This window comes from Acetatifactor sp. (assembly GCF_982438285.1).
Genome location: NZ_CEWDFQ010000058.1, coordinates 1 through 12,223, shown reverse-complemented (window position 1 = coordinate 12,223; position 12,223 = coordinate 1). Strand labels below are relative to the sequence as shown.

Sequence of the window (12,223 nt, the reverse complement as noted above, 5' to 3'; positions counted from 1 at the left end):
GTGTAGGCAATGGCCAGATCCTCCCTGGATTTTACAGGAGCTTTGGCAACGGTCTCCAGCTTTCCGTTCCATTCTTCGTGCATCAGCAGAGCCTTTTCGTTTGCTGTCATTGCAGTACCTCTTTTCTGTCAGGATTAAAATGAAAATGCAATAGTCGTAAGATTAAATACTGCTAATATCATATAATAGTTTACTTTGGGACGCAAGATTTTTTTAAAAGCAGTTGATTATCTGGCGGTAAGTGATAAAATGAAATGTAAGTTTATGGAAGGTGCCTGTCAGGGGCGCCTGCGGAAAGGACATGATTTATGCTGAATCTAAAGAAAATGAAGATTAAAAAAAGGTTAACCACAGGCTTTGTGCTTTCGGCGGCCATTGCCAGCGTGGCAGCTGTTCTTGGAGTGGCGGCGCTGGCTGTGATTTTATCCAGATATTCCTATGCCCTGACCAATTATGGATTTGCCCAGGGAGATATTGGAAAGGCGATGGTGACGTTTGCGGATATGAGAAGCGCAACGAGAGCGGTGATTGGCTACGACGAGCAGGAGTGGATCGATACCTCTGTGGAGACCCATGACGAAAAAAAGGAAGCGTTTCTTACATATATGGAGACTATTGGGCAGATGCTCACGTCACAGGAGGAACAAGAAGCCTATAATGACGTTTTGTCTGCCTTGGAAGCCTATTGGGAAATAGATGATGACGTGATCAATGTAGGCAATACCACGGACCGGGTGAGAAAACAGGCTGCCCAGCTGCGGGCCTGGGAGGAGCTGGATCCTTTGTATGATCAGATCTATACAGATTTGGGAATGCTGTTGGATTTGAAGGTGGAAGGCGGCGACAGCCTGGAAATGAGTCTCCGGATCATTGGCCTGGTGTTTACTTTGATCATTGTCCTGGCAATTTTAGTGGCATTCTGGCTGGCTGTACGTCTGGGCACTTCCATTGCAAAGGGGATTGCCAACCCGGTAGCTGCCCTGGAGGCCCGTTTTAAGACCTTTGCCCAGGGAAATCTGACAGAGGAATTTCCCAAGACGGATACAGAGGACGAGGTGGCCGGCCTTGCGGCTCAGGCAAGCAGGATGGCGGTTGACTTAAGCTTGATTATTAATGATGCAGGGGAGCTTTTAGGCGAGATGGCGAACGGCAATTACGCCATAAGCACTAAGATAGAGGACAAGTATGCAGGCGATTTTGAAGCGTTGAAGAATGCCATGCGCAGGATGAACCGTCAGATGAACGATACCATGCAGAAGATTGAGGAGGCGTCCGACCAGGTGTCTGCGGGAGCGGAGAACCTTGCCAACGCTGCCCAGGCTCTTGCAGAGGGGGCCACGGACCAGGCGGGCTCTGTGGAAGAGCTGCAGGCTACCATCGCCAATGTCGCAAGCGGCGTGCAGATGACGGCGGAATCTGTGGGGGAAACCTACAAGAAGGCGCAGAAGTATGCCGAAGAGGCGGATCACAGCCGGGGCGAGATGCAGGCTATGGTAAGCGCCATGAACAGAATCAATGAAACCTCGCAGAAAATTGAAAATATTATTTCTGAAATTGAGGATATTGCCAGCCAGACAAATCTTCTTTCCCTGAATGCTGCCATTGAAGCCGCAAGGGCCGGAGAAGCGGGAAGAGGCTTTGCAGTGGTTGCAGAGCAGATCAGAAAGCTTGCGGAGCAGAGTGCACAGTCGGCAGTGGATACCAGGCAGCTGATTGAGGGCTCTCTTTCGGAAATCGAGGAGGGAAATAAGGCCGCAGGGCGTGCGGCAGCTTCCATTGATGAGGTGGTAAACGGTGTGAAGATCATTGCGGAAGCCTCTAAGGAGTTAAGCGAGCTCACAAGCCAGCAGGCGGACGCCATGGAGCAGGTGGAAAATGGTGTGAATCAGATATCGGAGGTAGTGCAGTCCAATTCTGCAACGGCGCAGGAGACCTCGGCCACCAGCGAAGAGCTCTCGGCTCAGGCAGTTTCCATGAGCGAGCTGGTGTCGCATTTTACATTGCGTAAGGAATAGTCTGTGAAAACAGCAGTAAAAGACAATAGAATTGACCGAATCAAAAAACGCTCCACAGCGGTTCTAAGCTGTGGGGCGTTTTTTCTGAATCCATCAGGATACAAAAAGCATTCGTCAGCCCTTCACATGGCGTTTGATCGCTTCAAAGCTTTCGGCGCTGATTACATGCTCAATTTTGCAGGCATCCTCTGCGGCGGTCTCCTTGGAAACTCCAAGACGTTCCAGCCAGGAGGAGAGCAGCTCGTGACGCTCGTAGATCATTTCGGCGATAGCCCTGCCGGAGGGGGTGAGGGTGATAAAGCCGGAATCATCCACTGAAATATGATTTTTCAGACGGAGATTCTTCATGGCCACACTGACGCTGGATTTTTTAAAGCCAAGCTCATTGGCGATATCTACGGAACGGACCACAGGCAGTTTTCTGCTCAATATCAAAATGGTTTCCAGATAATTTTCGGCGGATTCGTTTACGATCATTTGTGTACTCTCCCCAATATGGTTACTTAATGTTTATTATTCTATCATGAAATTGAAGTTTGTGCAATTTTTAGAAAAAAATACTAAGAGTTCTTGACAACTAATAAGTGTTAGCGTATACTAACTTTCGTAGAAATGAAAATCGTTTTCAAGTTGGAACGAAGCAGTCAAAACGGAAGAGAGGATGAGATGATGCCGTTGTCAATGGCAAGGGAGGGAGAACCCAGTGTTATCAAAAAAGTCGGAGGCAGGGAGGAAACCCGCAAGTTTCTGGAAAGCCTTGGCTTTGTGACCGGCGGAACCGTTACGGTGGTATCTCAAACCGGTGGGAATCTGATTGTAAACATTAAGGATTCCAGAGTGGCCATAGGGAAAGACATGGCGAATAAAATCATGGTTTAGTAAAGGAGAGCATTATGAAGACACTGAAGGAGGCTGCCTGTGGGCAGACAGTGAAGGTAAAGAGGCTGTCCGGGGATGGTCCGGTCAAGAGACGTATCATGGACATGGGAATCACCAAGGGCGTTGAAGTCTTTGTGAGAAAGGTAGCTCCGCTTGGAGATCCCGTAGAAGTGACCGTAAGAGGCTATGAGCTGTCTCTTCGGAAGGCGGATGCCGCTATGATCGAGGTGGAATAATTTTTTTGCACAAGAGTTAGCGATGACTAATTTTGGATAGCTTATAATAACTGCTGTCCTGAGGGTAAAGGAGATTGAAATGTCGATTAAAATTGCACTAGCAGGAAATCCAAACTGCGGGAAAACAACATTATTTAATGCGCTGACCGGCTCCAATCAGTTTGTGGGAAACTGGCCCGGCGTAACGGTGGAAAAAAAGGAAGGAAAGCTGAAGAAAGCCTATGCGGCCGGCGCTTCGGATGTCACCATTATGGACCTGCCGGGCATCTATTCCCTTTCTCCCTACACGTTAGAGGAGGTGGTGGCCAGAAATTATCTGATAGGTGAGAGACCGGATGCCATTATCAATATTGTGGATGGGACAAATATTGAAAGAAATCTGTATCTTTCCACGCAGATTCTGGAGCTTGGCATTCCTGTTGTCATGGCGGTAAACATGATGGACCTGGTAGAAAAATCAGGGGATAAAATACATATCGACAAGCTGGGCAAAAAACTTGGCTGTGAGACTGTAGAGATTTCGGCTTTAAAGGGAACGGGAATTGAAAAGGCGGTGGCCAAGGCTGTTTGCGCAGCCCAGAGAAAGGCTGGGGCCGTGCCTGTGCATGAGTTTGCCCCTGAGGTTGAAGCTGTGATCAAGCAGGTGGAGGGGATGCTTCCAACAGAGGTTCCTAAGGAACAGAGGCGCTTCTTCGCCATTAAGCTTTTGGAAAAGGATGACAAGATCAAGGAACAGATGAAGCAGGCTCCGGACGTATCGGCGCAGATCAAGGCTTTGGAGGAAGCCTTTGACGACGACACGGAGAGCATTATCACCAACGAGAGATATGTATATATTTCTTCCATTATCAAGGACTGCTGTACAAAGAGCGGCAAAAGAGAGATGACAACCTCCGATAAGATCGACAGAATCGTCACCAACAGGTGGGCTGCGCTTCCCATTTTTGCATTGGTTATGTTTTTGGTCTATTATGTATCTGTTACAACGGTGGGCACCTGGGCCACCGATTGGGCCAATGACGGCCTGTTCGGGGATGGCTGGAGTCTCTTTGGACTGGAAATTCCCGGAATACCTGTTTTGATCACCGGACTTTTAGAGTCCATCGGATGCGCCGCATGGCTGCAGGGTCTTATTGTTGACGGTATTGTGGCCGGTGTGGGAGCCGTACTGGGCTTTGTGCCTCAGATGCTGGTATTGTTTATTTTCCTGGCATTTTTGGAGTCCTGCGGTTATATGGCCCGCGTTGCCTTTATCATGGACCGTATTTTCCGTAAATTCGGTCTTTCCGGAAAGTCCTTTATTCCCATGCTGATCGGTACGGGCTGTGGTGTTCCCGGCGTAATGGCTTCCAGAACCATTGAAAATGACAGAGACCGCAAGATGACCATTATGACCACTACTTTTATCCCCTGTGGCGCCAAGCTTCCCATTATCGCCCTGATTACAGGAGCGCTGTTCGACGGTGCCGCCTGGGTTGCGCCCAGCGCATATTTTGTGGGGATTGCGGCAATTATCTGTTCCGGCATTATTCTGAAAAAGACAAAGATGTTTGCAGGAGATCCGGCTCCCTTCGTTATGGAGCTCCCCGCATATCACTGGCCAACCGTTGGGAATGTGCTCAGAAGCATGTGGGAGAGAGGCTGGTCCTTTATCAAGAAGGCCGGTACGGTGATCCTTCTCTCCACCATCGTGATTTGGTTTACCACTTATTTCGGCTTTGTGGACGGACAGTTCAGAATGCTTGAGGATATGGAGATCGACCACAGTATTCTGGCAGGCATCGGAAATGCAATCGCATGGATATTTACTCCTCTTGGATGGTCCGATCTTGCGCCTGCTGACGCATGGAAATCTGCGGTGGCGGCCATCACCGGACTGGTGGCAAAGGAAAATGTGGTAGGCACCTTTGGCATTCTCTACGGCTTTGCCGAGGTTGCCGAGGACGGCGCAGAAATCTGGGGCAATCTTGCAGGCAGCATGACCCCTGTTGCGGCATACTCCTTCCTTGTTTTCAATCTGCTGTGCGCTCCCTGCTTTGCCGCTATGGGCGCCATCAAGAGAGAGATGAACAATGCCAAATGGTTCTGGTTTGCCATCGGCTATCAGTGCGGCCTTGCATATGTGGTTTCCCTGTGCATCTACCAGATCGGTATGCTGATTACCACGGGCACATTTGGTATCGGAACCGCAGCAGCCATTCTTTTGCTGGCAGGCTTCCTTTACCTGCTGTTTAGGCCCGGCAAGGAGAGCAAAACCCTTAGAGTCAATACCAGAAAGCTGGCTGGAGCAAAATAGTCAGATGATTTCCTCATAAAATGAACCAATTAAGCAATGCCGCAGGGCTGCAGAGAATTTCTGCAGTCCTGTGGTATTTTTGCGGAGGAATTCCAGTAAAAAGCCGGAAAATTTTTCTATTAGAACGTTTGAGAGAGTTTTATGGGACAGCAATTCCTTTACTATGAGCATACAGTAACAAAAGGTCTTTTAAGTAATTGCGAAACTCGCTGGCAAAGTTACGAACCTGGTCATAATAATCAAAAACGGGTTCCAAAGCAGTGGCTAGTCACCCTTATTTTGGTTATTACGCCCAGTTTCTGACACCAGGGAGAGAGTTTTACAATTACTCAGAAAGGTTTTTGAGGGAAAGGAGCCCACAGGATGAAAAGGAGAATAGGAAGCACTGCAGGATTTTGGGCGGCTACTGTGTGCCTTGTGCTTGTGACGGCTTTCTGCATCGCGGGAACGGTGAGAAGCCAGGGAGACATGGAGGAGAGAGAGCTTGCGCAGTTTTATCAGGTGAAGGAGAGACAGCTGGTGGAGGATATAAAAAACTTTCTGCAGAAGAAGGGATATGCGGACAGCGGAGTGGCTCTCACCAGAGTGGTAAAGGAGAATGGCGCCAGGGATTATACCATTACCATACATCACGGTAAAATTGACGAAATGGACGATTTCTCCAGGCAGGCTCTTAAAAATGAGCTCTCGGATTTCACCTTTTTTGCGGAAAACTGTAACTTTTACCATGAATTTCTTATAACGGATTGATAAGAATTACATGACATTTGGCTCCATAAGGGTTATACTTAGATTGTAAGACGTATTTTATCTGACGTCTTTTGTGTATGGAAAGGAGCCTTAAGGATGTCATTTATTCCCAAACCTCATGAAATTTACAAGCATTTTAAAGGGAACTTATATCAGATAACAGCTATCGCACAGCACTCTGAGACGGGAGAGCAGCTTGTGGTTTATCAGGCCCTTTACGGCGACTTTAAGACCTATGCGAGACCACTTGACATGTTCATAAGCCGGGTGGACAAAGAAAAGTATCCGGATGCGGTTCAGGAGTACCGCTTCGAGCTGCAGGGCGCCGACACCCAAAGGCAAAAGGAGCGGGTGGAGCAGCCGGAGCCGCCGCTGCAGTCAGAACAGCCGGAGCCCGAGGAGCAGGTCACGCTGGACCCTCTTGTCTTGGAATTTTTGGACGCGGACTCCTACGAACAGCGTTTGAATATTCTGGCAGGACTTCATCACCGTATCACGGACGATATGATTACGACTATGGCAATCGCCTGTGACATTGAAGTAAACGACGGGGATGTGGAGGAACGGTACGAAGCGTTGAAGAATTGCCTGCTTACGCTGGAGAAATACGAGTGCAACCGTCTGCGGTAAGAGTCCTTTTGGCAGACGCGCGAGGCCTTTGACTGGAAGCTTCCCGGAAAGGAGCCTTTATATGCGCAAAGAGAAGCAGAAAATGGTCATAGGTGTTTCCACCAGAGCATTGTTTGATCTGAGTGTGGAAAATGAGATATATGAGACAAGGGGAGTGGAAGCATACTGCCGGTATCAGGCAGAGCACGAAAAGGATATTTTAAAGCCGGGTCCTGGATTTCGCCTGATCAAGGCCCTTCTTGGACTGAACGAATATGGAAAAAAGGAAAAGCTGGTGGAGGTGATCGTCATGTCCCGCAACAGTCCCGGGGCGTCCCTCCGGGTGTTCCGATCCATCGAGGCGTATGGTCTGCCCATCCTGCGGGCGGTGCTGGCAAGCGGCTCGTCCCTGGCTCCTTATCTGAGCGCTTTTAAAACGGATCTTTTTTTGTCCGCCCATGAGGATGATGTGCAGAGCGCTGTGGATAACGGCATTGCGGCGGGTATCGTCTGTACGGAAAATGACAGCAGTCATGACAGCAGTCCGTTTCAGGACTGTGGGGAAAAGGCAGATCAGATACGGATTGCCTTTGACGGCGACGCAGTGCTCTTTACGGATCAGTCAGAGCGTATTTTTAAGGAGAAAGGGCTTCATGCTTTTTCGGAAAATGAGCGGCTGAATGCCCAAAAGCCCTTGGAAGCCGGTCCCTTTGCGGGTTTTTTGAAAAAGCTTTCGAGCATAAAGGAGGATCTTGGGCAGGAAAATTGTCCCATCCGCACGGCTTTGGTCACCTCCAGGTGCGCTCCGGCTCATGAGAGGGTGATCCGCACTCTGCAGGCCTGGGGTGTGAAGGTGGACGAGGCCTTCTTTCTGGGCGGTCTGGAAAAAAGAGAAGTGCTCAAGGCCTTTGGGGCGCAGATTTTTTTTGACGATCAGATCATACATACCCTGAGTGCGGCCAGGGATGTTCCTGCGGCAAGGGTGCCTTACCCCAGAGCCAGCGGGATGGGGGACTATTTTGGAAAGTGAGAAGTTTTCATGAAATATGAGCATATGGCAGAGGCAGAATTTTTGGAGCGGCCAAACCGCTTTGTGGCTTATGTGCTGCTTGCGGGCAGAAAAGAAAAGGTACATGTGAAAAATACGGGACGCTGCAAGGAGCTGTTGCGGAAAGGGGCCAGGGTATGGCTGGCTCAGAGCCCCAATCCAAACAGAAGCACAAGGTACGATCTTGTGGCTGTAAAAAAGGGAGAGCGTCTTATAAATATGGATTCTCAGGCGCCCAATAAGGCCGTGGAGGAGTGGCTTTACAAAAAGGAGCTCTTTCCCGGTCTTGTTTTGGTGCGTCCGGAGACAAAGTATGGGAATTCCCGGTTTGATTTTTATGTGGAGACCAAAGAGGAAAAAATATTTATCGAGGTAAAGGGCGTTACCCTGGAGGAGGATGGGGTGGTGCGTTTCCCGGACGCTCCCTCCGAACGGGCTGTGAAGCATGTGGAGGAGCTGATAGCTGCCAGACAGGACGGATACCGGGTTTTTGTGCTTTTTGTGATTCAGATGAAGGGGGTGAAATATTTTGCTCCCAATAAAGCCACCCATCCTGCGTTTGCAGAGGCCCTGAAGAGAGCAAAGGAGGCGGGAGTGGAGCTTTTGGCCTATGACTGCCAGGTGACGCAGGATTCCATGACCCTGAACGCCCCCGTTCCCGTATGTCTGGAGGAAAGCACCTCTGAGGATATACTTTTTCAGATCACGGAACCGCTTTTAAAATGGTATGACGCCAACAGGCGGATACTGCCCTGGCGGGAGCAGGTGACGCCCTACCGGGTGTGGGTTTCCGAAATCATGCTCCAGCAGACCCGGGTGGAGGCGGTAAAGCCTTACTATGAACGATTTATGGAGACCCTGCCGGATATCGGCGCTTTGGCCCGGGCAAAAGAGGAGGTGCTGTTAAAGCTGTGGGAGGGGCTTGGCTATTACAACAGAGTGCGCAACATGCAGAAGGCGGCAGTTCAGATCATGGAGGAATATAGGGGAAGAATGCCGGATACGGTGGAAGAGCTCTTAAGGCTGAAGGGGATAGGCAGCTATACGGCCGGGGCCATCGCCTCCATTGCCTATGGACGAAGGGCTCCCGCCGTGGATGGAAACGTGCTCAGGGTGGTATCCCGGCTTCGAAGGGATGATCGCCTGATAAGCGACCCAAAGGTAAAGGCTTCAGTGGAGAAGGACCTGCTTGAGGTGATGCCCAAGGAGCGGCCCGGAGACTTCAATCAGGCTATGATGGAAATAGGGGCCACAGTCTGTATTCCAAACGGAGCGCCGCGGTGTGAGGCTTGTCCCTTGGGGGAAATCTGCATGGCCCACAGGACGAAAACGGAAGCTTTATATCCGAAAAAGGCGGCTCCAAAGCCAAGGACCATAGAAGAAAAGACCGTGCTTGTGATACAGGATGAAAATAAGACTGTCATCAAAAAAAGGCCGGGTAAAGGGCTGCTTGCGGGAATGTATGAATTTCCTTCCATGGAGGGCTTTCGAAGCGCGAAAGAGGTGGGAAGGTTCCTGGCGGAAAACGGCTTAAAGATGATACGGATTAAACCTCTGGAGGAAGCCAAGCACATATTTACCCATAAGGAATGGCATATGAAGGGGTATCTGGTCAGGGTGGACGAGCTGGAGCCCAGGCTGCCTGAAAAAAATAAGGAGCACTGGCTTTTTATCGAGCCTGCGGAGACGAAAAGCCAATATCCCATACCATCGGCATTTGCCGCATATACAAAATATCTAAGCATGAAATTAGGAAAAGAGAGATACCGGGAGGAGTGAGCTGATGAAATTACTGTCAATAGCAGTGCCCTGCTACAATTCTGAAAATTACATGAGGAAGTGCATTGATTCCCTTCTTGCAGGAGGAGAGGATGTGGAGATTCTCATTGTGGACGATGGTTCCTTTAAGGACAAAACGGCGCAGATCGCCGACGAGTACGCAGAGCGGTTTCCCACCATTGTGAAGGCTATACACAAGGAGAACGGAGGCCACGGTTCGGCGGTGAATACAGGTATTGCAAACGCTTCCGGGCTTTACTTTAAGGTGGTGGACAGCGATGACTGGGTGAAGGAGGATGATTATCTTAAGATACTGTCCACCTTAAGGGAGCTTGCGGGGGGCGCAGCTGCCCTGGATATGCTTGTCAGCAATTTTGTCTATGAAAAGGAAGGGGAAAAGAGACGAAAGGTAATGCACTACCATCATATTCTTCCCAAGGACAGGCTGTTTACCTGGGAGGACTGCAGACATTTTACAAAGGGCCATTACATCCTGATGCACTCTGTGATCTTCCGCACCAGACTTCTGCAGGAGAGTGGAATCAAGCTTCCGGAGCACACCTTTTATGTGGACAATTTATATGTGTTTGAGCCCCTTCCCTATGTGAAGAATATGTATTATCTGGATGTGAATTTTTACCGCTATTACATCGGCCGGGTGGATCAGTCGGTGAACGAGGGCATCATGATTTCACGTATCGACCAGCAGATCAAGGTCAATAAGATCATGATCGATTATTTTGTGGACAAAAAGCCGGAGCTTCTCAAGAATAAAAGACTGTACCAGTACATGAGAAATTATCTGGAGATTATCACCACTGTCTCCTCTGTTCTTTTGATCCGCGCCGGCACCAAGGAACATTTGGAAAAGAAAAAGGAGTTGTGGCAGTATTTAAAGAGTAAGGACAAAATGCTGTATTTCTGGATGCGTCACGGCATCATGGGAGGCACTATGAATCTTCCGGGCAGAGGAGGACGGAAAATTTCCGTGGAGGGCTATAAAATCTGCCAGAAGCTTTTTGGATTTAATTAAAAAATATTTTTGTGTCCTGTAAAAAAGGCGCTGCAATTTTCAGACTGCAGCGCTTTTTTTAATGAGTCAGGCTTTTACCTGCCTTTTATGTGCTCTTTGCATTGAGCTCCTTGTATGTGCCCAAGATCAGAAAAACCGCCACGAGAAAGGTTAAAAAATCTGATACCGGCATGGAGAAAAGGACGCCGTTTAGTCCAAAGAACACTGGTAGAAGAAGCGCAAATCCAACGCCGAACACAACCTCACGGATCATGGAAAGGGCAGTGGACGCAGCCGCTTTTCCCATTGCCTGTAAAAAGATGAAGCACGCCTTATTGATGCAGGCTAATACAATCATACATAAGTAAATTCGGAATGCCTGAATGGCAAATGTAGTATAATAGCTGCTTTCATTGGCGGCGCCAAATATAGAGATCAGCTGCCTGGGGAAAAACTCCACAAGAAGGAAGGCGATTACGCCTACGGCTGCTTCTGAAGTCAACAGTCTGGTGAAAAGCTCTTTGACACGGAGCTTGTTTCCAGCCCCTATATTAAAGCCCACAATGGGAATACATCCGGCGGCCATTCCCACTACAATGGAAATGATAATTTGGAAGAATTTCATAACGATGCCTACAACTGCCATTGGTATCTGTGCATACTGGGGCTGTCCGAAGATTGGATCGGAGGCTCCGTATTTGCGGAGCATATTATTGATAGCCGTCATGGCTGCCACCAGGGAGATCTGGGAGAGAAAGCTTGTGATGCCCAGAAGCAGCGTCCTGCCGCAGATTCTGCGGTTTATGACGAAATCCCTTCCCGACAGTTTAATAATTTTCATATGCAGGAGATACCAGATGGAAAGAACAGCTGTAAGAACCTGTCCGATCACTGTGGCTACAGCTGCACCCATCATGCCCCACCGAAAAACAAAAATGAAAATGGGGTCCAGGATTGTATTAGCCACCGCTCCGGCCAGTGTGGAGACCATGGCAAAGCCGGGACTTCCGTCCGCACGGATGATGGGGTTTATGGCCTGGCCAAACATATAAAAGGGTATGCCCAGGGTGATGTAGAAAAAGTATTCCTGTGAATAGGCAAAGGTTTCTTCATTTACAGTGCCGCCGAACATGGCAATGATCTGATTCTGAAAAATCAGATAGACTGCCATCAATACAAGACTGCCTGCAACAGTCATGATGATGGCGTTGCCTACACTTTGCCTTGCGGCATCCTTTTCGCCCTTGCCAAGACTGATGCTGACAAAGGCACAGCAGCCGTCGCCGACCATCACAGCCAGCGCCAGAGCTACTACCGTAAGGGGAAATACTACCGTATTGGCTGCATTTCCATAAGACCCAAGGTAGCTTGCGTTTGCAATAAAAATCTGATCGACAATATTATAAAGGGCGCCGACCAGAAGAGAAATGATGCAGGGAACAGAATATCGGGCCATCAATTTGCCCACACGCTCCGTTCCCAGATATTGATTTGAAGTCTCCATTGGAAGTTACCTCCGTAAAATAGAATGAAAAAACGTGCAGCCTTCAACTGGGTTTACGCAGTGAATGCTACACGTTCGTTTTTTATTATATGAAT

11 protein-coding genes are annotated in these 12,223 nt (G+C 49.0%); 9 read left to right on the top strand and 2 right to left on the bottom strand.

Annotated features, from left to right (window positions below; genetic code table 11):
• Positions 1-308: 308 nt before the first annotated feature.
• Complete coding sequence (locus AC1WIP_RS04615) at positions 309-2,015, top strand: methyl-accepting chemotaxis protein (protein WP_481140714.1); 1,707 nt, start codon at positions 309-311, stop codon at positions 2,013-2,015.
• Positions 2,016-2,129: 114 nt separating this feature from the next.
• On the opposite strand, the gene AC1WIP_RS04610 is transcribed toward AC1WIP_RS04615, so the two are convergent.
• The gene (locus tag AC1WIP_RS04610; RefSeq protein WP_318702949.1) at positions 2,130-2,492 is read right to left on the bottom strand and encodes a metal-dependent transcriptional regulator; all 363 of its coding nucleotides are present in this window, start codon (positions 2,490-2,492) and stop codon (positions 2,130-2,132) included.
• Positions 2,493-2,681: 189 nt separating this feature from the next.
• Here AC1WIP_RS04610 and AC1WIP_RS04605 point away from each other — a divergent pair, with 189 nt between their 5' ends.
• The 8 genes from AC1WIP_RS04605 to AC1WIP_RS04570 all read left to right on the top strand — a co-directional run bounded on the left by AC1WIP_RS04605 (position 2,682) and on the right by AC1WIP_RS04570 (position 10,645).
• Positions 2,682-2,894: a FeoA family protein gene (locus AC1WIP_RS04605; protein ID WP_318702950.1), complete on the top strand. Its 213-nt coding sequence runs from the start codon at positions 2,682-2,684 to the stop codon at positions 2,892-2,894.
• A 14-nt stretch (positions 2,895-2,908) separates the two neighbouring features.
• Positions 2,909-3,130, top strand: coding sequence for a FeoA family protein (locus AC1WIP_RS04600; protein ID WP_481140713.1), 222 nt, complete (start codon positions 2,909-2,911; stop codon positions 3,128-3,130).
• Positions 3,131-3,209: 79 nt separating this feature from the next.
• A complete protein-coding gene (gene feoB, locus AC1WIP_RS04595) occupies positions 3,210-5,426 on the top strand; it encodes a ferrous iron transport protein B (RefSeq protein ID WP_481140712.1) in 2,217 nt (738 codons plus the stop codon).
• Between the two features lie 363 nt (positions 5,427-5,789).
• A complete protein-coding gene (locus tag AC1WIP_RS04590) occupies positions 5,790-6,176 on the top strand; it encodes a hypothetical protein (RefSeq protein WP_481140711.1) in 387 nt (128 codons plus the stop codon).
• Between the two features lie 96 nt (positions 6,177-6,272).
• A complete protein-coding gene (locus AC1WIP_RS04585) occupies positions 6,273-6,806 on the top strand; it encodes a DUF1653 domain-containing protein (RefSeq protein WP_481140710.1) in 534 nt (177 codons plus the stop codon).
• A 61-nt stretch (positions 6,807-6,867) separates the two neighbouring features.
• Positions 6,868-7,815 (top strand): 5'-nucleotidase, encoded by a 948-nt coding sequence (locus tag AC1WIP_RS04580; protein WP_481140709.1) that lies wholly within the window; start codon positions 6,868-6,870, stop codon positions 7,813-7,815.
• A 9-nt stretch (positions 7,816-7,824) separates the two neighbouring features.
• On the top strand, positions 7,825-9,612 hold the full coding sequence (gene mutY / locus AC1WIP_RS04575) for an A/G-specific adenine glycosylase (RefSeq protein WP_481140708.1): 1,788 nt from the start codon (positions 7,825-7,827) through the stop codon (positions 9,610-9,612).
• Between the two features lie 4 nt (positions 9,613-9,616).
• On the top strand, positions 9,617-10,645 hold the full coding sequence (locus tag AC1WIP_RS04570) for a glycosyltransferase family 2 protein (RefSeq protein WP_481140707.1): 1,029 nt from the start codon (positions 9,617-9,619) through the stop codon (positions 10,643-10,645).
• 85 nt (positions 10,646-10,730) lie between these two features.
• Here the strand turns inward: AC1WIP_RS04570 and AC1WIP_RS04565 are convergent, their stop codons facing one another.
• The gene (locus AC1WIP_RS04565) at positions 10,731-12,128 is read right to left on the bottom strand and encodes an MATE family efflux transporter (protein WP_481140706.1); all 1,398 of its coding nucleotides are present in this window, start codon (positions 12,126-12,128) and stop codon (positions 10,731-10,733) included.
• Between the last annotated feature and the right edge of the window lie 95 nt (positions 12,129-12,223).

What these genes read in the sequence shown, in the direction of transcription:
- AC1WIP_RS04615 (WP_481140714.1), top strand. Translation starts at nt 309, where the DNA reads ATGCTGAATCTAAAGAAAATGAAGATTAAAAAAAGGTTAACCACAGGC.
- AC1WIP_RS04610 (WP_318702949.1), bottom strand. Translation starts at nt 2,492, where the DNA reads ATGATCGTAAACGAATCCGCCGAAAATTATCTGGAAACCATTTTGATA.
- AC1WIP_RS04605 (WP_318702950.1), top strand. Translation starts at nt 2,682, where the DNA reads ATGATGCCGTTGTCAATGGCAAGGGAGGGAGAACCCAGTGTTATCAAA.
- AC1WIP_RS04600 (WP_481140713.1), top strand. Translation starts at nt 2,909, where the DNA reads ATGAAGACACTGAAGGAGGCTGCCTGTGGGCAGACAGTGAAGGTAAAG.
- feoB (WP_481140712.1), top strand. Translation starts at nt 3,210, where the DNA reads ATGTCGATTAAAATTGCACTAGCAGGAAATCCAAACTGCGGGAAAACA.
- AC1WIP_RS04590 (WP_481140711.1), top strand. Translation starts at nt 5,790, where the DNA reads ATGAAAAGGAGAATAGGAAGCACTGCAGGATTTTGGGCGGCTACTGTG.
- AC1WIP_RS04585 (WP_481140710.1), top strand. Translation starts at nt 6,273, where the DNA reads ATGTCATTTATTCCCAAACCTCATGAAATTTACAAGCATTTTAAAGGG.
- AC1WIP_RS04580 (WP_481140709.1), top strand. Translation starts at nt 6,868, where the DNA reads ATGCGCAAAGAGAAGCAGAAAATGGTCATAGGTGTTTCCACCAGAGCA.
- mutY (WP_481140708.1), top strand. Translation starts at nt 7,825, where the DNA reads ATGAAATATGAGCATATGGCAGAGGCAGAATTTTTGGAGCGGCCAAAC.
- AC1WIP_RS04570 (WP_481140707.1), top strand. Translation starts at nt 9,617, where the DNA reads ATGAAATTACTGTCAATAGCAGTGCCCTGCTACAATTCTGAAAATTAC.
- AC1WIP_RS04565 (WP_481140706.1), bottom strand. Translation starts at nt 12,128, where the DNA reads ATGGAGACTTCAAATCAATATCTGGGAACGGAGCGTGTGGGCAAATTG.